Source organism: Methylobacterium sp. CB376, from assembly GCF_029714205.1.
Classification (GTDB): domain Bacteria; phylum Pseudomonadota; class Alphaproteobacteria; order Rhizobiales; family Beijerinckiaceae; genus Methylobacterium.
Map to the genome: position 1 here is coordinate 4,355,354 of NZ_CP121648.1, position 20,067 is coordinate 4,375,420.

Consider the following 20,067-nt stretch of genomic DNA (forward strand, 5'->3'; position numbering starts at 1 on the left):
CACAGAAGCAGCCTGCTCGACTCAGGGCGTTACTCAGCAGCCCAGGCGCAGGTATGGGCGAGGTCGGAGTGCTCCGTTGTAGCCTCGTTCGGCAGGGTAGGATCCACAGCGAGCGGGAGCGTGGCCGCACAGCACGGTGCGGCGCGCCTGCGTCGAGCCCCAGAACGCCGAAGATTCCGCCGAGCTTGCCGCCGCCGCTGGGCGGCCTCTGGGCGGCTCCCTCCGGCCCTGGCGGCCCGGTTCACGCCCGGCGAGGTCGCGGTCCTGGCCGTGGTAGCCGCCGAAGCCTGCCGGCGCGGCGACTGCCGCCTCGCTGTGGGCCACATCGCGGCGCTGGCGGGCGTCTGCGAGACCCTGGTGAGGAACGCCCTCCGGGAGGCCGCCCACCTCGGCCTGGTGACCGTCGAGGAGCGCGCGATCACGGGCTGGCGCAACGATACCAACGTGGTGCGCCTCGTGTCGGAGGAGTGGCGCTCCTGGCTGCGCCTCGCCACGGGCCGGCAGGCGCCCGCCCCGGCGCTCCGGTTGCCCCACGACCAGGGCGGCCGCAGACCCGCCACCTCGTATGCGGGGGGAGGGTGCAGATCCGTGCAGGGCACGCCTACTGAGAGGGATAAACCTGTGAATCCAGGGCAGCGGAGCCCGGGTCAGGCTGCCGGGGGGCAGGGTCGCAGGCCCGCCACCGCCACCTAGAGGTGCGGGCCAGGATTCGCGGAAGCGGGGCGCGGCAGGGCCGGGAGCTCATGCGTGGTCGTCATGCGATGGATCGCGAGCGTCCGCTCGGCCGAACATGGACACCCGGCTTCATCACGGCTCAGAACCGGCACCAGACCATTTGGCGCAAGAGGATCCGATGCAGGAGGTCAGCCGAGACGACGATCCCGAGGAGACGAGCGCGGTCGTGGGGCCGTCGAAGCCCCGGCTCCTGCGGGTGCTCGGCCCCGGCCTCACCACGGGCGCCTCGGACGACGACCCGAGCGGCATAGCCACCGAGGGTCAAGGCGTTTGAGGTCCACCGTTATGAACCGGGTTCCGGCGAGAACCCCCGAATGGACACCCTCGAGGTCGGCCTTGAAAATTGCGCCCGATGGTCCTTGCGAGCGCGCATGTAGGGGGCAGGGTTGCCGGACATGGATGAGGCAGCGATTGCGCGGGCCATTCACGTCACTGCGGTGGTCGTCTGGATTGGAGGCGTGGCCATGGCCACCACAGTCGTTCTGCACCTGGTGCGGCGCAAAGGGGCGCCAGTGGAGAAGCGGCTCGCATTGTTGGAGGCGGTGGAGGGCCGGTTCGTCTGGCAAGCCAGAATTGCGACCGTGCTGGTCGCGCTCAGCGGCTTCTACATGATACAGTGATATAACCTCTGGAGCCGCTTCGCCTCGCCCGAGTTCTGGTGGATGCACGCGATGCTGACCACTTGGCCGATCTTTACGCTCCTGCTCTTCGTGATCGAGCCCTTCCTGATGCATGGCTGGGTCCGCAACCGGGCGCTGTCTGGAGACGAGTCCGCGTTGTCCCAGCTGCACGGAGTTCACTGGGTCTTGCTGATGCTCGGTCTCGTCACCGTACTCGCCGCAGTGGCCGGAACCCACGGCGTGGCGTTGCTGCCCTGAACGGTCCGCTATGCGGCCCAGCGCTCCGAACTCGCCAAGAGCATTGGCCTCGGTCAGCAGCGCCGTAAGCGCAAGTGACTGCTGGCTCGACATGAACCGAATATCTAGGGTGCCGGCCAAGCAGCAGGTGGTAAGTTCCTGTCCTGCCGTGAATGCCACTGCAAGCTGGTAGCGGTGGCGAGGGAGAAGCCGAATGTCAGATCTTGCAACCCTGCGCGGCCTCTCCGGTCTTAGTCCGGAGCCCGCATCGCTCAAGCGGTCGGCGCTCCTGCTGATCGACTTGCAGGAGACCTACCGCAACGGGGTGATGCGCCTTGAGGGGGCTGAGCCTGCGATCCGCGAGGCTGCAGCCCTGCTGGCGCGGGCGCGCGACACCGGCATTCCCGTCTTCCATGTCCGCCACGATGCCGGGCCTGGCTCGCCCTACGATGTTTCGGCACCGATCGGTCAGATCAGCCCGGAGGTGGCGCCGCAGGGTGATGAGGCGGTGATCACCAAGACCTACCCGAGCTCCTTCGTCGGCACGGATCTGGAGAAGCGGCTGCGCGCGGCGAATGTTCAGGACGTGATCGTAGCGGGGTTCATGACGCATATGTGCGTGAACTCCACCGTGCGGAGCGCCTTCAGCCTCGGGTTTCGTCCGACGGTGGTGGCCTCTGCGACGGCAACCCGCGACCTGCCTGCGCCAGACGGCAGCGTGGTGCCCGCGTCCCAGCTGCAAGTCGCAAGTCTCGCTGCTCTCGCCGACCTCTTCGCCGTGGTCGCGCCGAAGCAAACTGATATCCCGGACTGAGTTTCGCGCCGAGTTTATCCTGCACGGCACATGGACAGGATGTTTGTTATTGGGCGGCCAAAAGGCCGCCCTTTCTGATTATCTCACAATTCAAGACCGAAATACGTGCCCGCTAGTATGGCGAGAGAACGACGATTTTTCAGCCACTTACATCTGTCAGGCTCGCGTGTTAGAAAATCAAAGTCGGACGGCAGCGGCTTCCCGCACGCCTGTCACACCGGTGAAGGATGCTTTCGGCAGTGCGGTCAGCAACGCCAAGCTCCCGGCCGCAGGCAAGATGGAGAAAGCCGAGGGCCGTGCCCAAAGATGCCTACGGCGGGGTGAAGGACACCCTGCGCGGCCGCTGAGCCTCAACGCACCGGTGGAGGCCTCTCGGCACCCACTGCGCGCAGCCCGCCGAGACGTCCGAGCGGGGAGCGAAGCCCGAACTGCCGGGTTATCACCTCGCAGAAATCGGCATCGTGGTCGCGCCTCATCGCGCAGCCGTTCTGCGGGGAGAGGCATATGGCTATCGACGTTCGTTCTGACCTTCGCCGGCCGACCACGCTGGCCTTGGCCGCGCTGAGTGTGCTGCTCCTGGTCATTCTGCTCGTCTCGAGCATCTCGCACTCTCGGCAGCGGCAAGCCCAGGAGCAGCAGATTGGAAATCTGAATAGCCAGCTTGCAGCGGTACAATCAGAGCTGCAACAGCAGACGCGGGCTGCGGGAACGCTCAAAGAGTTGCAAGCAAAAATTGCAGCGACAGAACAGCAAAACACGCAGACCGCGCAAGCTGCACAGCAAGCACAAGCGCAGCTCCGCGAATTGGAGCAGAGCAGGCAGGTCGCCGAGCAGAAGGCCAGGGATGCCCTGCAAGCCGCTCAAGCACCAACGCAGCGCCTTGCAGAGCTGCAGTCCGATGTCCAGAAGGCCGGCCAGCAGGTGGCGACTCTACGCGAGGCGGCCATCTCGGCAGAGCAAACAGCGGCGGCCCGCACCCAGGAACTCTCGGACGTCGGACGGCGGGTAGAAGAGGCGCGCAAGCAGGAAGCGAAGCTGCGAACCGACTTGGCCGCTCTGGCGCAGGAAGCGACCGCGAAAACTGCCGAGTTGGCTGACGCCGAACAACGACAGCAGCAGGCCCGTGAGGGCTTGGCGGCGGCGCAGAAGGAACTGCTGCAAGTCCGAGCCGATCGGGAGCGCGTCGCCCAGCAGCGAGGTGAGTTGGATCAGACCATCACCAGCCTCACTCAAGCTCGCGATAAGACATCGGCCGACAAGAGTCAGATCGAGCAACAGCTCCAGCAGACCCGAGACTCGCTGATGTCCGCACAGAAGGACGTGGCCGCTGCGCAGGCTGAGCGTGACCGGCTGACGGGCGAGCGTGGACAGGTTGAGCAGGCCATCAAGGCTCTGACCGGCAATCGAGAGAAGCTCACCAGCGACCTCGAGTCCGTTCAGAAGCGGTATGCGGAGGCCCAGGCACAGCTTGCGACGCTGACGGAGAACCTCGCGGCGAAGAACAAGGAGGTTGCCGACCTGGAGGGTCGTCTTCGCACGACCCGGCAGGAACTCGCCGAGGCACAGGGCAAGCTGGCCGACGCCCGCCAGCAGTTATCCGGTCAGCCCGCTGCGGACGGCTCCGCGCCCGCCGCGACAGGAAGCACATCACCTGAAGGTGAGACGAAGCCGCAGTAGAGAGGCTGGCCCGCAACAGCCTTTCCCTTGCCCCGGAGGTGTAACCGAGATCCAAGAGTTCCCGACGGTGTGCGAGGCGATCCGCACGGCGGGCCTGTCGCAAATGCGAACGGGCCCCGTTCACGGCCCATTAGCTATACCCACCCAGCTTGCCGCCTCCGCCTCGGAGCCGGCCCATGATCCTGAATGCCCTCGCCCTCAAGCTGAAGCGCCCAGCCGGCGGAGATTTCCGGGGCCGGCACTTCGAGGCCACCCTGATCGTGCAGGCCGTGTCCTGGTACTTGCGCTACGCCCTGAGCTACCGCGACATCGAGGAGATGCTCCTGGAGCGCGGGATGGTGGTCGATCACTCCACCATCAACCGCTGGGTGCTGTCCTACGCGCCGACCATCGAGAGCCGCCTGCGCCGGTTCCGCAAACCGCACTGCGGCTCCGTGCGCGTGGATGAAACGTACATCAAGGTACGCGGCCAATGGCGCTACCTGTACCGGGCCATCGACAAGCATGGCGAGGCGGTCGACTTCCGGCTCACCGCCAACCGCGATCTGGATGCGGCCAAGCGGTTCTTCCGCAAGATGCTGCAGGATCAGCCGCTTCTCGCGCCCGACCGCATCGGCACCGATGGCGCCGGCCCGTACCCGTCGGCGATTGCTGAGAGCCGCAAGGAGGGCCTGCTGCCGCGCACGCCCACGCACCACGTCACCAAGCGCCTGCAGCAAGGGATCAAGAGCGACCACTTCCGGGTCAAGCGGGCGATGCCGCGGGTGGGCGGGTGTCAACGGGCTTCGAACCTTCCGCAATTTCGGGCGCGCAATTTTCCTCAGATCGGCGGGCTCGGCGGTCAGGCGATGCCGAGGTGAGCACCTCCATTCTTGGGCGGGCGTCCGCGCCGACGCGGAGGCGGGGCGAGCGGCGGAGCCTGCAGGGCTGCCTTCGAGCGGATGTGCTCGGGCATGAGCGCGGTGTGCTGGCGCAGCCGGTAGCTTGAGCCCTCGATCTGCACCACCACGGCGTGGTGAAGCAACCGGTCCAGCAGCGCGGTCGCCACCACCGGATCGCCGAACACCTCCCCCCACTCTGCAAAGCCGCGGTTCGAGGTCAGGACCATCGCGCCCCGCTCGTAGCGCGCGTTGACGAGCTGGAAGAACAGGTTGCCCCCGCCCGGCACCACCGGCAGGTAGCCGATCTCGTCCACGATCAGCAGCGCCGGCCGGCAGAAGTAGCGGATCTTCTCGCGCAACGTTCCTTCCCGCTCGGCCCGCGCCAGCGTTCCCACAAGGTCGGCCAGGGTGGTGAAGTACACGCTGCGGCCCGCCTTCACCGCCTCGACCCCGAGGGCCACCGCCAAGTGGCTCTTGCCGGTGCCGGGCGGGCCGAGGAAGTGCAGCACCTCGCAGCGGTCCACGAAGCCCAGCTCGGCCAGGGCCAGGATGCGGGTGCGGTCGAGCGAGGGCTGGAAGGCGAAGTCGAAGCCCGACAGCGTCTTGACCGTCGAGAGCCGCGCCATCACCAGCGCGGTCTTCACCCGCCGGCTCTCGCGTAGGCTCAGCTCCTCGCTCAGCAGGGCATCGACCGCCTCCAGCGCGCTGAGTTCGCCGCGCTCCAGCCGCCGCACGGTGGTGTCGACGATCTCCAGGGCGCGCGGCATCTTCAGCCCTACCAGCGTGGCCTTGATCCGCTCGACCAGTGGGGGGATCAGCTCGCCAGTTCCGCTCATGCCGCGTCTCCCCGGTCGGTCCTGGGCACGCCGGCTCCCGCGAGTTGGCGGGCTACGGCGTCGTAGATGGCCAGCGGGCGACGCGCGACCTGGTCGCCGGCGCGCCTGACGACCACCGGCTCGGCAGGGTCTCGTGGCTCGGGCGGGGGAGATCGCGGCCGCCGATGGGCTGGATCGACCTGCGTCAGCCCACGCCCTTCCAGGGGCAGGTGGCAGGCAACGAGCTCACCCGCCTCGTAGATGCGGATCTGATCGGCCAGCACGTGCACCTCCAGGGCGCGGCGGCGGGTGGTGTCGGGCACGCTGTAGAGATTGCCCGCCACCGAGACGAAGCCCTCGTGGGTGACGCGCCGCTCCAGGCTGAGCACGGCTTCGTAGGGCACGGGCGGCAGCGCCCGCAGCTGGCTGCGCTCCTCCGCGAAGGCGTCGGCGACGATCCGCTTGGTCGTGGCGTGCCGGCGGGCGTTGGCCACGGTGTCGAGCCAGTGCCGCAGCTGGTCGTTCAGGTCGTCGAGGTTGCGGAACGAGCGGGCGAGGAAGAAGTCCTCGCGCAGGTAGCGGAACGGGCGCTCGACCTTGCCCTTGGTCTTGGCCCGGTAGGGACGGCAGGCGCGCGGCAGGAACCCGTAGTGGCGCGCGAGATCGAGAAGGCTGCGGTTATAGATGACCAAGCCGTCGGGATCCTCGCCGATCACGGCGGTCTTCATGCGGTCGTAGAGGATCTCGCGCGGGGCGCCTCCAAGGGCCTGGAAGGCGGCGATGTGGCAGCGCAGGACCGTCTGCAGATCCTGGTGGACGACGAAGCGGGCCCAGAGATAGCGCGAGTGGCCCAGCACCATCGCGAACAGCCAGACGATGCGGGTCACGCCCGGCTCGTCGGCGAAGACGACCTCGAAGCGGGCGAGGTCGACCTGGGCCTGCTCGCCCGGCGGGGTCTCGAAGCGGCGCTCGATAGGCAGAGGAGCTGAGGGGCGAAGCAGGGCCACGGCTCGCTTCACGGCGGTGTAGGCCCCTGCGAAGCCGCGCTCCTTCAACTCGCGCCAGAGACGGACGGCCGTAAGCTGCGGGTAGGCGGCCAGGCGCTCGCGCAGGTAGGGCAGGAAGGCGTCGGTGGCCCGCGCGCGGGGGGATCGCGGTCCGTAGACGGGCGGCTCGAGGCCGCGGGCGATGTACTTGGCGACGGTCTTGCGGTCGAGGCCGAGCTGGCGGGCGATGGCGGTGACCGAGAGGCCCTGCCGGTGGAGGTCCAGGATCGTCATGAGTTCCCCGAGGCTGACCACCGCGCCGCTCCCTCCCGCCACGGGGACCAGCTTCGGTGAGACGGCCGCCGCGCGGGCATCCCGCCTCAAACAGGAGGCTCAGGGGCGGCCGGGAGGGTGGGGAAAATTGCAGGCCCACAAGTGAGGAGGATCCAACGCCCGCTCACAGGCGGGTTCCGGTCGTTCTCCACGGCCCGACGCACGATCCGGGGCTTCGAAGCCATGTTGTGGCTGCGCAAGGGCTTCGGGTTCTCGGGGGCATGGACCGTGCGCGAGCAGAACCAGCTGCTCACCTGCTGCTTTGGACTTCCCGTCGCGAACAAAGCGTGAAAGCGGGGCCGAGCAGGCCCTTCTGCGGCCTGGACCCAAGATTGCGACAGGCCCGTCCGTCCCACGCTGCACTGCCCACCCCTCCCAGGTCGAGCGGTAGATCCGGCGATTTGGGCGACCCCGTCTGTCGGGGGTCGATACTGGCCCGGCCCCGCCCAGGGTGACGGCAGCAACGTTCTCGATACTCGTAGCTCCTAGCACGTTTGAGGGATGACATTGTCATCATTGCTAACTACAATGTCCTAATTGGTGGGAATACATCGAATTGAGCGCAACCGATCATCCTGTGGTGCGGGACTAGCAGGTCAGGCCATGCATAGCGAGATCCGCTTTGAGCCGATCAAGAGCGCAACCCGGTCTAACGGCGAGGAAGCTGTGCTGGTCTGGGCCAATCATAATCTGGTAGCCCTGCTTGTGAGAGCTGATGCGCAGTGGTTTTTGCAATTTGGACTAGGACCTTGTGAGCGAGAGGGCCTGCTATTTCACGATTTAGCCGATGCTGAGCATTGGTTTCTTGAGTGCATTGCGCGAAATAGCTGGAGAACTAATTACAACCTGTTCCAGGCCTGAGAACATGTGGACACCAAAGTGGTCTTGAAATAGGATCTCAGTCCTATGAGCGGCGCTCGGAGGACAGGTGTTAGTCGGACTGCCTCTCCTGAAGGCATTTGAGCGAATATGCTGCGGAGGCAGGCAGGACACGACGAGGGACGAGTTTCGCTATCACTCCGTGCCTGCTCGGGTATAACTCGGGCGCTGATCCGTCGGACGGAGTTCTCATGCCTGACCTCTTTTCGCCGTTCATGCTCAAGGATGTCACGCTGCGCAACCGCATCGTCATGTCTCCCATGACGATGTACCGCTCGCCGCCTGACGGCACGGTGACGGACTTCCACCTCATGCTGATCGGCTCGCGGGCCGCGGGCGGCTTCGGGTTGGTGTTTCCGGAACAGATCGCCATTCAGCCCGACGGCCGCACGTCGACGCACTGCGCCGGCCTGTGGGACGATGCACAGATCGACGGCCTGCGGCGCATCAACCGTCTCGTCAAGGACATGGGCGCGGTGCCTGCGATCCAGCTCGGGCATACCGGCCGCAAGGGCAGCGAGAACCGGCCCTGGGACAAACCCCGCCAGCAATACGCCCCCGATCATCCCGAGGGGTGGCAGGTGCGCGGCCCCTCCGCCGTGCCCTACGGCGGCCGCTTCCACCACCCCGTGCAGGAAATGTCCGTGGCCGAGATCCACGAAGTCCATGCGAGCTACGCGTCCGCCGCGCGCCGCGCCGCCGAGGCGGGATTCGAGTGGCTCGAGCTGCACTTCGCGCACGGCTATCTCGGCGCGAGCTTCTTCTCGCCCATCGCGAACAAGCGGACCGACGCCTATGGCGGATCGCTCGAGAACCGCGTCCGCTTCCACCTCGAAGCGATCGACGCGGTCAAGGCGGTCTGGCCGGAGCGCTTGCCCTTGACGATGCGCCTCGGCTCCGACGACCTGAACGAAGAGGGCGTTCAGTTCGACGAGTCCGTCGTCGCGGTGGGCTGGATGAAGGAGCGCGGGCTCGACTTCGCGGACCTGTCCATCGGTCTCAACACGGATGACATGAGAGCGCCGCCGTTCAAGCAACTCGCTTTCATGGTGGAGCGTGGCGCGCGCGTTCGACGCGAGTGCGGCATCCCCGTGGGCGTGAGCTGGAACCTCGGCGTTCCCGCGGAGGCCGACCGCGTGATCCGCGACGACCTGATCGACCTCGTGTTCATCGGGCGCCCGGCGCTCGCCAACCCCCACTGGCCGGTCTGGGCCGCGCGCGAACTCGGGCACCCCGATCCGTTCTCGCTCGTGCCGGAGGATTGGGCGTGGTGGCTGCGGAACTTCCGCGCGAGTTCCGAGGCCATCGGTTGGCCGCCCTTACCGAGCCCTCCCGTCGATCCGACGTCTCCCGCTCAGCGCGGCTCCGTCGCGCGCTCCGAGTAATCCGTCAGTCTCGGACGGCCGCGCCGCCCCTGGCGCCGATGGCGCCCGTCCGGACGGGACCTTACGGCTTCGTCACGAGCGGGCACCTGCTCTTGGAGAGGGGCTGGAAGGCTTCGTCGCCCGGAATCGTGGCCAGCACCTTGTAGTAGTCCCACGGAGCCTTGGACTCGCCCGGCTTCTTCACCTGGACCAGGTACATGTCGTGCACCATGCGCCCGTCGGCGCGGACCTTGCCGCTCTCCGTGAACATGTCCGCGATCGGAAGCTCCTTCATCTTGGCGGCGACGGCCTTGCCTGCATCCGTGCCGGCGGCCTCGACCGCTTTCAGGTAGTTGGTGACCGCGGAATACGCGCCCGCCTGAATCTGAGACGGCATCTGCTTCGTGCGCTCGAAGAAGCGTTTCGACCAAGCGCGCGTCTCTGGCGTGCGGTCCCAATAGAACCCGGTGACGAAGGTGAGATTCTGCGCCTCCTGCAGGCCGAGCGAATGGACGTCTTGGATGTACATCAGGAGCGGCACCACGCTTTGAGTCGTGGTCAGCCCGAACTCGCGCGCTGCTTTGATGGAGTTCACCGTGTCCGAGCTGGCATTGCCCAGCGCGATCACGTCCGCCTTCGAGGCCTGGGCCTGCAGCAGAAACGACGAGAAATCAGGGGAATTGAGCGGGTGAAAGACTGTGCCGACGAGCTTCGCGCCCGCCTCTTCGGTAAACTCCTTGAGCGCGCCGGCCACCCCTTTGCCGTAGGCGTAGTCGGCGGCGAGAACGAACCACTTCTTCTTCCCGAGTTCGCTCATCGACTTCACGACGCCATGCGCTGCCGAATACGTGTCGTAAACGTAGTGGATCGAATTGGGCGTGCAATTCTCGTTCGTCATGATCAACGAGGCGGTGCCCGTCATCAGGGTCAGCCGATTTCGTTCTACGGCCAAATTGTTGACGGCGAGTGCCACGGACGTGTTGTTGAGGTCGACGACGGCATCAACCCCCTCGCGGTCGAACCAGTTGCGAGCGATGCCCGCGCCGGTGTCCGCCTTGTGCTGATGATCGGCCGATACGATCTCGATAGGCCTGCCGAGAACCTTGCCGCCGAAGTCTTCGACAGCCATGCGGGTCGCCTCGACTGAGCCCTTCCCGCCCACGTCGGCATACGGACCGGACATGTCGGTAAGGACGCCAATCACGACCTTGCCGTCTGTCAAATCCGCGGCGAGGGCCGGTGCGCTTGCGAGCGGGTTCAACGCCAGGCACAGCGCGCTGGCGACCAGTCCTGCGGTTTTCATCGAGGTGCCCCTGTCATTTGGCGTGAAACCGCCTTGGTCGACATCGCGCGCCGCGCGTTGGCTGTCGCGAGGGTGGCGAGCACGTCCGAGTGCGCTCCCGCATCTTGTATGTTGCAAATCAGTGATCGCACCCGGAGGCGAGATCCGGGACCGGCCGACATGCGCGATCTCGATCCGAAAGGATCCGCTTCCCCCCCCTCTTGCGGCGCTTCGTGTTGTCCGACTCACGTTGGCTGCCTGCTCAATCACGTTCACCTCCGCGAGCCGAACGCCGCGGTCTTCGTCACTGGAATTTATCGTCGAGCCACTCCGTGCACTCGGGCGCGTTGCACTTGACGCAGCCAAACCAAGCATTCGTCAGGACCGTCAGTCAGAAAATTCTGGCAAGTACTCATTTCAGTATTTTCCAAGGATTTAAATTCTCGGATGACCAGCAGATTTTATCCCGAAGCCGTATGCATTACATTTTTGGTGTACTTCCAACTGTGAAACTGGGATCGGTCCGCAGACCGATCCCATGGCTTCATCATCGAGGCAGTTCGGAGTGCGCCGTGCCGCGCCCCTCACTCGAACATATCTGGCTGCGTCTCGGCGATGTGGCTGTACAGCGTCTGGAAATGCAGCCAGCCAATGTAGTCGCTCCCGACGTGCTCACGGCTATAGCGGGCGGTTTTCTCCGACAGCACCTGCGGCTTGATCCCGGTGGCTTCGATCAGGAGTTGCTGCTGACAGGCCCGCTCCAAGGCGATGAACCAGAAGGCCGCATCATCGATGCTGTGGCGACTGCAGGTGAGCAGGCCATGGTTCTGATGCAGCACGCCACGATTGAGGCCGATTTGCTGAGCAACCGAGAGTCCACTCTTCTCTTCAACCGCTACAGCGCCCGCCGAAGCGCCGATCACCGCGTGGCTGTTGTAGAAAGCAGCCGCATCTTGGCTGATCATATCCAGCGGGCGGCCCGTGGCGCACCAAGCCGTGCCGTAGGTCGTGTGCGCGTGGCACATCGCCATCACGTCGGGATACTCTTCGTGCACGGCGGCGTGCAGGACAAAACCGGCGCGGTTGATCGCGTGGCGGCCTTCGACGACGCGGCCCTTGTGGTCGGCCAGGATGAGGTTGGACATCCTCACCTGGGAGAAGTGCACGCACATCGGGTTGGTCCAGTACAACTCCGGGCGCTCGGGGTCGCGGACCGTGAGGTGCCCGGCGAAGCCGTAGTCGAAGCCGTGCATCGCGAAAGCGCGGCAGGCTGCAACGAGGTGTTTCTTGCGGTACTCGCGCTCCTCAGCGTAGCTGGCGAATTCCGGCACATCCGGAAAGATCAGGTCGGCCTGCTCAGGCTGATAGATCGAGGTTCTCTTGCGGCCGGCGCTGTCGTTCGGCAGATCGATGGCGATGTCGTGGTCGGAATGATCGTCAAGCATGAGAAATCCTTTCGTCGGTGTATGGGAGAGGGATCGGCATCAGCGGTTGGCGGGGCGCTAAGCGCGCAATACAGAAATATCTCTGGCCCGCGCAAATCCTATCCGAGAGCCGCGACGGCTTTGACCGTTACTCCGTCGGTGTGAAGCGAGAAGATTCTTCGCCTCTGCTTCTTTGAGATCCTCCTTGGCGAACAGCCCGGTCGACAGGAGGTGAAGGTGATGGTGACGAACAAGGGCGGATGCAGGTGTGATTGATCCCAGCCGAGGCCGGCATACGCCTCGGCAGCATCACCGGGATGCCCGTGGCGCGGGCGATCAGCCCACCAAGTGCATGGAGCCACACGTGCCGGCGCCGATCAGGCCGACCCGGACAGCCCGGCCTTCGCTCGCACGCCACTGCGGCTTGAAGAACGAAGCCATGTCGCGACGTCCCTGAGGGGCGCGGTCGGTCCGATCTCGGGTTCGGTCCCCGCCGCGGTTGCATTCTTTCGCGAGATCGTCGTTAGCATTCGATTCCGTGCACGCCCATGCGAAGAAACGCAAAGGCGCCGTGCACGAATGCGCATTCCTCGACGCGGCGGTCCGAGAGCGATGTCCGACTTCGACTGGAACGACCTGCGGGCCTTTCTGGCGGTTGCCCGGGCAGGGCGGCTGACGGTCGCCGCGCAGCGCATGGGGATTGATCACTCGACCCTGAGCCGCCGCCTCTCCGCCCTGGAGAGCGCCCTCGGTACGCGCCTGTTCGGACGCCGCCCGTCAGGCTTCGTCCTGACCAGTGACGGCGAGCGGCTGCTCGGCGATGCGGAGCGGATCGAGAGCGTGGCGATCACCCTGCGCGCGCGCCTGGACGAGGCCTCTCACCAGGTGAGTGGCACCGTGCGGGTCGGCACACCCGAGGCCTTCGGAACCACCTTCCTCGCGCCACGCCTCGCCCAGCTCTTCGCCGCCCAGCCGGCGCTCGAGATCGAACTCGTGGCCAATCCGCGGAGCTTCAGCCTGTCGAAGCGCGAAGCCGATCTCGCCGTCACCCTGACTCGACCGGAGACCGGCCGGCTCTTCGCCCGCAAACTCGTCGATTACGCGCTCGGCCTCTACGCGGCGCGCAGCTACGCGGAGGCTGCGGAGGCGATCCGCACGGTGGACGACCTGCATCGCCACCGCTGGGTCGGGTACGTCGAGGATCTGCTCTGGACGAGCGAACTCAACTATCTCCCACAGGTCTCGTCCGCGATCCACCCGCAGGCGCGGATCTCGAATGTCATTACTCAGATGGAGGCGGTGCGCGGGGGAGCGGGCCTTGGCATCCTGCCGCACTTCCTGGCCCGCGGCCACCCGGACCTCATCGCCGTCCTTCCGCAGGAGGTGCGGATCGTTCGGGCCTACTGGCTCATCGCTCATGCGGATACTCGCGACCTTCCGCGAGTCAGGCTGGTCTCGGAGTTCCTGACTCGGCAGGCCGAGGCCGCTGGCGATGCCTTCTGGCTGGCCGCACCATAGGGCCAAGCCTGGGCAGGCGTTGGGCAGGGATCTCCACCGACTGCGCTCGGCTCTCCTCCACGCCCATGAGCCATCGGCGGTAGGCCTGGATCGTCTGCCGCGCACCACCGACGCGCCGGACGCCAGAGACCCGCCAGGTGCCCGGTGACGGGGAACCAAAGCCATACTTCAGGGCGGACCACTCCGATGGGGGCTGATCAAGACGGCATCAACACGATCAATGTCCAGAATACGCGATCCGCGTGAACAGCGTGTAGTTCGACTCGAAGCTCATGATTGTGACGAAGATCAGGATCGCAGTCGGTGGCACTAGGATCGCGTAGATCAAGGCCAATCGCTCCCAGGCAAGATGCATGAACACGGCCACGATGAGCCCTGCCTTGACGATCATGAACAGGAGGATCAGCGACCAGCGCAGGGCGCCCTCGAGATGAAAATAATCGACCAGATAGGAGCAGGCGCTCAGCACGAACAGCCAGCCCCAGACGAGGAAATAGAGCCGGATCGAGTGGCTCTCGCCCGTGCCCTGGCTTCCAGCCGCGTGCATCGGATCCTCCTACCAGAGATAGAACAGGGCGAAAATGAAAACCCAGACGAGGTCGACGAAGTGCCAGTACAAGCCGACGATCTCAACGTTCTCGTAGCGCCCGCGCTGGCTCGTGAAGAAACCGCGTCGACCGGTGTCGAAATCACCCCGCCAGACTTTCCGGGCGATGATCAACAGCACGATGACGCCGATGGTCACGTGGGTGCCGTGGAACCCGGTAATCATGAAGAATGTCGAGCCGAACTGATGCGCTCCCCAGGGGTTTGACCAGGGGCGCACGCCCTCGCGGATCAGCTTCGTCCACTCGAAAGCCTGCATGCCCACGAAGGTGGCGCCGAGCAGCGCGGTGACTCCCATGAGCAGGGCCGTTGTCCGGCGGTCACGCCGATAGCCATACGCGACCGCCATTGCCATGGTGCCGCTGCTGGAGATCAGCACAAAGGTCATGATAGCGATCAGAAGCAGGGGCAGCTTCGCGTGCCCGATCTCAAGCGAGAAGACCTCGCTCGGATTCGGCCATGGCACCATCGTCGACATGCGGACCGTCATGTAGCCGACGAGAAAGCAGCCAAAGACGAAGGTGTCGCTGAGGAGGAAGATCCACATCATGGCTTTGCGCCACGAGGCGCCGGTGAAGGCCTGGCGGTCGGCTCCCCACTCGTCCGAGAGGCGCTGCCGCCGGGTCGGCGGGCTCTCCGCGGAACTCATCGATCGTAGGAGCGTGTCGGTCATGGCGGCCTCTCGCGGCGGTCAGACGGGGCGGCACACGGCGTCGATGAGACCCGACCACGGTGTCCTGAACAGGAATCCGAAAACGACGAGCCAGATCGCCAGGAGCGCGTCCCAGTAGAGGATGCAGAGATCGATTCTCCCGCTCACCCGCGCCCGCGATCCGGCCCGTGGAGCGGCGAGCGTGATCAACCCGAGGGCGGCGATGCCGCCTGCGAGGTGCAGGCCGTGCAGGGCTGTGATCAGGTAGAAGAAGGATCCCGCGGCATCTGCCGTGCGCCCGAGCCCCGCCTCCCAGAGCAGCCTCCATGCGAGGCCCTGTCCGCCGAGAAACATGACACCTGCCACCGCCGCGACGCGGAGCGCGACTTGCGCCCCGTCCGAGTCGCCTCGCCGCTCTGCCGCTCCTGCCCCGTGGAGCGCGAGGCTCGCGACGGCCAGGAGGCCTGTACTGAGCCAGAGAAGGCGCGGATCGACCGGGATCCGCGCGCTTCCGGGCGGCACCCGCATTCCGTAGGCCGCGATCAGCAGCGCGAAGAGCAGACCCACCGCAGCCAGGAAGACCCCGAGACCCAGCTTGGCGGCCCCCATCTCTCGTCCCGGCGCCAGGACCGCGGGCGGGCCGGCCCCCGGACGATGTCCGGTTGCTTGCTTCGCCATGCGGAGATCGGCTTCGCTCAGGCGCCGCGCCGGCTCGCTGAGCCCGGATCCGCCTGGATCGAGCGGATCCGAGATCAGCCAGGGCTTGGCGGTGAGCTGCTGCCGCGCCAGCCACCGCGCCGCGATGGCGCCGAGCCCCGCGAGATAGAGGAGCACCAGGGTCACGGCGCCGCTCCCCCCGGAAGTGGGCCGGGCTGGTTCTGCGGCACGAAATCCTGGTCGGCGCCGGGCACGCTGTAATCGTAGGGCCAGCGATACACGACGGGCAGCTGCGCGCCCCAATTGCCGTGCGCGGGCGGGGTCTCGGGTGTCTGCCACTCCAGGGTCGTGGCGCGCCAGGGATTGCTTCCGGCGGGCGCCCCGCGCGTGAGGCTCCGGATCAGATTGCCCAGGAACACGACCTGCGCGGCTCCGACCAGGAAGGCCGCCACGCTGATGAAGGCGTTGAGCGAGGCGACCGAGTCGGGGACGAAGCCGAGCCCCGTGATCTCGAAGTAGCGTCGCGGCACGCCGAGCAGTCCGAGATAATGCATCGGAAAGAAGATCGCGTAGGCACCCAGGAACGTGACCCAGAAGTGCACACGGCCGAGCCGCTCGTCGAGCATCCGCCCGGTCACCTTGGGGTACCAATGATAAATTCCGCCGAAGATCACGAGGATCGGCGCGACGCCCATCACCATGTGAAAATGGGCGACCACGAACAGGGTGTCCGAGAGCGGGACATCAACGACGACGTTGCCGAGGAACAGGCCGGTGAGGCCGCCGTTCAGGAACGTCACGATGAACGCGATCGCGAACAGCATTGGGACCGTAAGGTGAATGTCACCCTGCCACAGCGTCAAGATCCAGTTGTAGACCTTGATGGCGGTCGGCACCGCGATGATGAGCGTGGTCGTCGCGAAGAAGAATCCGAAATACGGGTTCATGCCGCTCACGTACATATGGTGCGCCCAGACCACGAAGCTGAGAGCGCCGATCGCGACGATCGCCCAAACCATCATTCTATAGCCGAATATGTTCTTTCGGGCATGCGTGCTGATGAGGTCGGAGACGATGCCGAAGGCCGGCAGAGCCACGATGTAGACCTCGGGATGGCCGAAGAACCAGAACAGGTGCTGGAACAGAATCGGCGTGCCGCCGCCGTACTTGAGGCGCTGCCCGGCCTCGATGATGGCGGGCATGAAGAAGCTTGTCCCGAGGAGGCGATCGAGAAGCATCATCACGGCCCCGACAAACAGGGCCGGGAAGGCGAGCAGGGCCAGGACCGTCGCCGTGAAGATGCCCCAGATCGTGAGTGGCATGCGCATCAGCGTCATTCCGGGTGCCCGCGCCTGCAGCACCGTCACGACGTAGTTCACCCCGCCCATCGTGAAGCCGATGATGAACAGGATGAGCGAGGCGAGCATCAGCACGATGCCCCATTCCTGCCCGGGCGTGCCCGAGAGGATGGCCTGGGGCGGATAGAGGGTCCATCCGGCGCCGGTCGGCCCGCCAGGCGCGAAGAAGCTGGCCACCAGCACCAGCACGGCAAGCAGGTAAATCCAGTAGCTCAGCATATTTACGTAAGGAAATGCCATGTCCCGTGCGCCGAGCATCAGTGGGATCAGGTAATTGCCGAAGCCGCCGAGGAACAGGGCCGTCAGCAGGTACACCACCATGATCATTCCGTGCATGGTAATGAACTGGTAGTACTCGGAGGGTCCGATAAAAGAGAGGAGGCCCGGGAAGCCGAGCTGGAGCCGGATGAGCCAGGACAAGACGAGGGCCACGAGGCCGATCGCCATGGCGGTGCCGGCATACTGGACGGCGATGACCTTGGCATCCTGACTGAAGACGTAGCGCGTGAGCCAGCTGTGCGGGTGATACAGCTCGACCTCATCCAGTTCCGAACCCGGGAAGGGACCTGCGGTCCCGACAGGCGTATCGGCCATGGCACGTCCTCTCAGTGGTCCTCGGCCATCCGTCGTCGGAGGCCGGCGTCGCGTGGTTCCCTGGTGGGTCGGGCGGCGAAGTTCGAGAAAGTCTTCTGCTGGTCGAGCCAAGTCCGGTAAGCGGGCTCCGCGTCCACAACCACGCGTCCGCGCATGGCGTAATGGTTGACGCCGCAGACCTCGTTGCAGATCGCGTCGAAAGCGCCCGTCCGGGTCGGCGTGAACCAGAAATAGGTCACCGTCCCGGGGATCACGTCCATCTTGGCCCGGAATTCCGGAACGTAGAAGTCGTGTACCACGTCGAACGAGCGGAGCAGCAGCTTCACGGGCCGCCCGAGCGGGAGGTGCAGGTCGCCCTCGTCGATCACGACGTCGTCCTGCCCGGCCGGGTCGTCCGGATCGAGGCCGAGCGGATTCGTGTCGCTGACGAACTGGATCCCGGCGGCACCCAAGCGCCCATCGGCGCCGGGCAGGCGGTAGCTCCAGCGCCATTGCTGGGCGACGACCTCGACCTGGGAGGCCGAGTCCGGGACTCGCACGAACTGCGCCCAGACCGCGAGACCCGGGGCCAGCATCGCCGCCACGCCGAGCGCCGTGACCGCCGTGAGCCAGCCCTCGAGACGCCGGCTCTCCGGCTCATAGGCCGCCCGTTGCCCGGGGCGATGGCGGAAGCGGGCAAGACAATAGGCGATGAACAGCACGATCAGCGTAAAGACGGTGCCCGTGATCCAGAACGTGATGATGAGCGTCGTGTCTATGTAGCCCCAGTTGGATGCGATCGGCGTCCACCACCATGGGCTGAGGAGATGGAAGGCGACCGAGCCGAGGGCGATAAGCACGAGAACCAGCGGCATGGCCAGCTCCTGCATCCGTCTCAAGGGCCGGGACAGGATCCACGCGGCCCATCGTGACGAGGCGACGACTCCTGGAGCGCTCCTCGCCAGCGGGGAGACCGGTTCGGCGTAACGGAGCGCGAACACTCACGGCTTCAGGGAAGCACGGCACGCCGGTAGAGGTGCCACGTTGCGTGCCCTAGGATCGGCAGAACGAGTGCGAGCCCGACGAAGAGCGGCACCATGCCGATGACCAGCAGGCCCGCAACGATGAGGCCCCAGAGGATCATCACGAGCGGGTTCTCCTGCAACAGCGCCACCGACGTCTCGATCGCCGTCCCGGCATCGGCTCCTCGGTCGATGATCAGCGGGAACGACACCGCGCTGACCGCGAGCGCGACAAGCGAGAAGGCTGCGCCGACGAGGTTGCCGAACACGATCAGCATCCAGCCCCTCGGGGTTGTCAGCACCTCCTCGGCGAACGCGAACACCGAGTCGTGCGTCGCTCGGCCGAAGAGAGCCCAATACAGCCCCATCGCAGCGATGAGCCAAGCGATGAGAATCAACATCAGAAGGAACCCGACCGCCGCGATCGCTCCGCCGTTCCGGCCGGTCAGGAGCTCGTAGGCATGGGTCCAAGCGGTGTCGAGGCCCTGCTCCCGCCGCCGGCTCAGCTCGTAGAGCCCGACCGCCGCGAAGGGGCCGATCAACGCGAAACCGGAGGCGAGCGGGAAGAGGATCGGGATGAGATCATACTCGAAGATCACGGCCGCGATGATGATGCCCGCTATGGGGTAAATGGCGATGAGGAAGATCACATGCGTCGGCATTGCCACGAAATCTTCAAATCCTCTTGCCAGGGCCGTCAGAAGGTCCTGGCGAGTGATCGAGCGCAGGCGCGGACGCACGAATGTCTGGTGTGAGTACTCGGCATGAAGCATCGTCATCGCCTCGCCCTCCATATGGAAGACTCGAACTGCGTCAGGTCGTGAATTCGTCCTTATCTCGTAAATACTGCCAAGCTTTCGCGCGCGAACCCGGACGCGCGAACCCGGACCTTATACGATTAATTTTTGCCGCTGTCGCGAAATTTCCATTGGTGAGTGGAGGCCCCTGTCGGCCCGACGTGGCCTTTCGATCGTCAGGCGTCCTCGCGCGCGCTTTCTGATCGTGTGCTTGCCGCCGAGCCGTCATGCCACGCTGCGTCTCGCATCGAGACGACCGATGATGCCGCGGATCATGGGCGTACGCCCGGTTGGGTGGCGGCCTCGTGCTTCTGAAGGAGTCATCAGGTGATCGCCCTGCGCGGCTCCGCCGTCGTGGCGCAGGGGGCCATCGACCGAAGACTGTCGTGCACTTCTCCGCCCTCCTGTCGCGGCTTCGCCCGCGGCAGCAGGGGTTCAGGCCCCTCAGGCTTCCTCCGTGCTGCGCGCGTGCTGCGCGCGAGCCCCGATCGCGAACAGGTGGGCCCACACCGCACGCTCCCGCGTGAGCCGCGGAAACACTTTCTCGAACGCCGCGATACACTCCTCTGCCGACGGATCGTGGAGCCGCCTCACGATCTCGATCGAGCGCTCATGGCCAGAGGTCTTCACGCCCGCCAGCATCTGCACGTCATATCAAGGCTTATCACGATCCTCTTCGATCGGTCTCTCCAACTGTATGAACGGAATGTCGAGCACCTGTTCCAGTGAAACCGCCGATCGGCCGCCGAGCATTGCGCCAAGATTCTGCTTCCGTCACTGAAGAATGACTTTCACGCGACGCTCGAAGGCAGCCTCTTAGGGAGACAAGTTCTCGCG

Annotated in this window: 19 protein-coding genes and 3 pseudogenes; 11 read left to right on the forward strand and 11 right to left on the reverse strand. The window is 65.5% G+C overall.

The genetic code is table 11. The features are described from left to right. Nucleotides 1-270: 270 nt before the first annotated feature. The 7 genes and pseudogenes from QA634_RS19705 to QA634_RS19735 all read left to right on the forward strand — a co-directional run. Complete coding sequence (locus tag QA634_RS19705; protein WP_415926889.1) at nucleotides 271-693, forward strand: hypothetical protein; 423 nt, start codon at nucleotides 271-273, stop codon at nucleotides 691-693. Nucleotides 694-853: 160 nt separating this feature from the next. Further along, nucleotides 854-1,000: pseudogene (locus QA634_RS19710) on the forward strand (divalent metal cation transporter); the annotation flags it as partial. 130 nt (nucleotides 1,001-1,130) lie between these two features. Next, nucleotides 1,131-1,355 (forward strand): hypothetical protein, encoded by a 225-nt coding sequence (locus tag QA634_RS19715; RefSeq protein ID WP_265576380.1) that lies wholly within the window; start codon nucleotides 1,131-1,133, stop codon nucleotides 1,353-1,355. Nucleotides 1,356-1,406: 51 nt separating this feature from the next. Continuing rightward, complete coding sequence (locus QA634_RS19720; protein WP_265576381.1) at nucleotides 1,407-1,613, forward strand: hypothetical protein; 207 nt, start codon at nucleotides 1,407-1,409, stop codon at nucleotides 1,611-1,613. A 193-nt stretch (nucleotides 1,614-1,806) separates the two neighbouring features. Continuing rightward, nucleotides 1,807-2,406, forward strand: coding sequence for a cysteine hydrolase family protein (locus tag QA634_RS19725; RefSeq protein ID WP_012333652.1), 600 nt, complete (start codon nucleotides 1,807-1,809; stop codon nucleotides 2,404-2,406). Nucleotides 2,407-2,910: 504 nt separating this feature from the next. After that, a complete protein-coding gene (locus QA634_RS19730; protein ID WP_012333653.1) occupies nucleotides 2,911-4,083 on the forward strand; it encodes a hypothetical protein in 1,173 nt (390 codons plus the stop codon). 176 nt (nucleotides 4,084-4,259) lie between these two features. Then, a pseudogene (locus QA634_RS19735) lies at nucleotides 4,260-4,856 on the forward strand (IS6 family transposase); the annotation flags it as partial. Between the two features lie 68 nt (nucleotides 4,857-4,924). Here the strand turns inward: QA634_RS19735 and istB are convergent. After that, nucleotides 4,925-5,800: an IS21-like element ISMtsp8 family helper ATPase IstB gene (gene istB, locus QA634_RS19740; RefSeq protein WP_012290057.1), complete on the reverse strand. Its 876-nt coding sequence runs from the start codon at nucleotides 5,798-5,800 to the stop codon at nucleotides 4,925-4,927. Next, nucleotides 5,797-7,080, reverse strand: a complete 1,284-nt coding sequence (gene istA, locus QA634_RS19745; RefSeq protein ID WP_012290058.1) for an IS21-like element ISMtsp8 family transposase — start codon at nucleotides 7,078-7,080, stop codon at nucleotides 5,797-5,799. Before istA ends, istB begins: the two co-directional genes overlap by 4 nt. A gap of 144 nt (nucleotides 7,081-7,224) precedes the next feature. Here istA and QA634_RS19750 point away from each other — a divergent pair. The 3 genes and pseudogenes from QA634_RS19750 to QA634_RS19760 form a co-directional block, all read left to right on the forward strand. Continuing rightward, nucleotides 7,225-7,389 (forward strand): annotated as a pseudogene (locus tag QA634_RS19750) (IS6 family transposase); the annotation flags it as partial. Between the two features lie 312 nt (nucleotides 7,390-7,701). Further along, a complete protein-coding gene (locus QA634_RS19755; protein ID WP_150108698.1) occupies nucleotides 7,702-7,959 on the forward strand; it encodes a hypothetical protein in 258 nt (85 codons plus the stop codon). A gap of 209 nt (nucleotides 7,960-8,168) precedes the next feature. Further along, the gene (locus QA634_RS19760; RefSeq protein WP_012333655.1) at nucleotides 8,169-9,362 is read left to right on the forward strand and encodes an oxidoreductase; all 1,194 of its coding nucleotides are present in this window, start codon (nucleotides 8,169-8,171) and stop codon (nucleotides 9,360-9,362) included. A gap of 61 nt (nucleotides 9,363-9,423) precedes the next feature. On the opposite strand, the gene QA634_RS19765 is transcribed toward QA634_RS19760, so the two are convergent. Then, nucleotides 9,424-10,644, reverse strand: coding sequence for an ABC transporter substrate-binding protein (locus QA634_RS19765; protein WP_012333656.1), 1,221 nt, complete (start codon nucleotides 10,642-10,644; stop codon nucleotides 9,424-9,426). A gap of 563 nt (nucleotides 10,645-11,207) precedes the next feature. Beyond that, entirely contained in the window at nucleotides 11,208-12,068 is an 861-nt protein-coding gene (locus QA634_RS19770; RefSeq protein WP_012333657.1) for a class II aldolase/adducin family protein, read from the reverse strand. Between the two features lie 591 nt (nucleotides 12,069-12,659). Here QA634_RS19770 and QA634_RS19775 point away from each other — a divergent pair. Then, nucleotides 12,660-13,565 carry a LysR family transcriptional regulator gene (locus tag QA634_RS19775; protein WP_012333658.1) on the forward strand — a complete coding sequence of 302 codons (906 nt, stop codon included), beginning with the start codon at nucleotides 12,660-12,662 and terminating at the stop codon, nucleotides 13,563-13,565. A 217-nt stretch (nucleotides 13,566-13,782) separates the two neighbouring features. On the opposite strand, the gene QA634_RS19780 is transcribed toward QA634_RS19775, so the two are convergent. The 7 genes from QA634_RS19780 to QA634_RS19810 form a co-directional block, all read right to left on the reverse strand. Then, on the reverse strand, nucleotides 13,783-14,112 hold the full coding sequence (locus QA634_RS19780; protein WP_012333659.1) for a cytochrome C oxidase subunit IV family protein: 330 nt from the start codon (nucleotides 14,110-14,112) through the stop codon (nucleotides 13,783-13,785). Nucleotides 14,113-14,121: 9 nt separating this feature from the next. Continuing rightward, nucleotides 14,122-14,820, reverse strand: a complete 699-nt coding sequence (locus QA634_RS19785; protein WP_085984498.1) for a heme-copper oxidase subunit III family protein — start codon at nucleotides 14,818-14,820, stop codon at nucleotides 14,122-14,124. A 42-nt stretch (nucleotides 14,821-14,862) separates the two neighbouring features. Continuing rightward, complete coding sequence (locus tag QA634_RS19790) at nucleotides 14,863-15,666, reverse strand: cytochrome c oxidase subunit 3 (protein ID WP_012333661.1); 804 nt, start codon at nucleotides 15,664-15,666, stop codon at nucleotides 14,863-14,865. After that, the gene (gene ctaD, locus QA634_RS19795; RefSeq protein ID WP_012333662.1) at nucleotides 15,663-17,432 is read right to left on the reverse strand and encodes a cytochrome c oxidase subunit I; all 1,770 of its coding nucleotides are present in this window, start codon (nucleotides 17,430-17,432) and stop codon (nucleotides 15,663-15,665) included. The genes QA634_RS19790 and ctaD overlap by 4 nt, the downstream gene beginning before the upstream one ends. An 11-nt stretch (nucleotides 17,433-17,443) precedes the next feature. Beyond that, complete coding sequence (locus tag QA634_RS19800; RefSeq protein ID WP_198293052.1) at nucleotides 17,444-18,292, reverse strand: cytochrome c oxidase subunit II; 849 nt, start codon at nucleotides 18,290-18,292, stop codon at nucleotides 17,444-17,446. A gap of 128 nt (nucleotides 18,293-18,420) precedes the next feature. Further along, complete coding sequence (locus QA634_RS19805) at nucleotides 18,421-19,212, reverse strand: DUF2189 domain-containing protein (protein WP_236728660.1); 792 nt, start codon at nucleotides 19,210-19,212, stop codon at nucleotides 18,421-18,423. 462 nt (nucleotides 19,213-19,674) lie between these two features. Further along, entirely contained in the window at nucleotides 19,675-19,872 is a 198-nt protein-coding gene (locus QA634_RS19810; protein ID WP_043701405.1) for a hypothetical protein, read from the reverse strand. Nucleotides 19,873-20,067 lie beyond the last annotated feature (195 nt).

Coding starts and splice junctions, on each gene's coding strand:
- QA634_RS19715 (WP_265576380.1), top strand. CDS start 1,131: ATGGATGAGGCAGCGATTGCGCGGGCCATTCACGTCACTGCGGTGGTC.
- QA634_RS19720 (WP_265576381.1), top strand. CDS start 1,407: ATGCTGACCACTTGGCCGATCTTTACGCTCCTGCTCTTCGTGATCGAG.
- QA634_RS19725 (WP_012333652.1), top strand. CDS start 1,807: ATGTCAGATCTTGCAACCCTGCGCGGCCTCTCCGGTCTTAGTCCGGAG.
- QA634_RS19730 (WP_012333653.1), top strand. CDS start 2,911: ATGGCTATCGACGTTCGTTCTGACCTTCGCCGGCCGACCACGCTGGCC.
- istB (WP_012290057.1), bottom strand. CDS start 5,800: ATGAGCGGAACTGGCGAGCTGATCCCCCCACTGGTCGAGCGGATCAAG.
- QA634_RS19755 (WP_150108698.1), top strand. CDS start 7,702: ATGCATAGCGAGATCCGCTTTGAGCCGATCAAGAGCGCAACCCGGTCT.
- QA634_RS19760 (WP_012333655.1), top strand. CDS start 8,169: ATGCCTGACCTCTTTTCGCCGTTCATGCTCAAGGATGTCACGCTGCGC.
- QA634_RS19765 (WP_012333656.1), bottom strand. CDS start 10,644: ATGAAAACCGCAGGACTGGTCGCCAGCGCGCTGTGCCTGGCGTTGAAC.
- QA634_RS19770 (WP_012333657.1), bottom strand. CDS start 12,068: ATGCTTGACGATCATTCCGACCACGACATCGCCATCGATCTGCCGAAC.
- QA634_RS19775 (WP_012333658.1), top strand. CDS start 12,660: ATGTCCGACTTCGACTGGAACGACCTGCGGGCCTTTCTGGCGGTTGCC.
- QA634_RS19780 (WP_012333659.1), bottom strand. CDS start 14,112: ATGCACGCGGCTGGAAGCCAGGGCACGGGCGAGAGCCACTCGATCCGG.
- QA634_RS19785 (WP_085984498.1), bottom strand. CDS start 14,820: ATGAGTTCCGCGGAGAGCCCGCCGACCCGGCGGCAGCGCCTCTCGGAC.
- ctaD (WP_012333662.1), bottom strand. CDS start 17,432: ATGGCCGATACGCCTGTCGGGACCGCAGGTCCCTTCCCGGGTTCGGAA.
- QA634_RS19805 (WP_236728660.1), bottom strand. CDS start 19,212: ATGACGATGCTTCATGCCGAGTACTCACACCAGACATTCGTGCGTCCG.
- QA634_RS19810 (WP_043701405.1), bottom strand. CDS start 19,872: ATGCTGGCGGGCGTGAAGACCTCTGGCCATGAGCGCTCGATCGAGATC.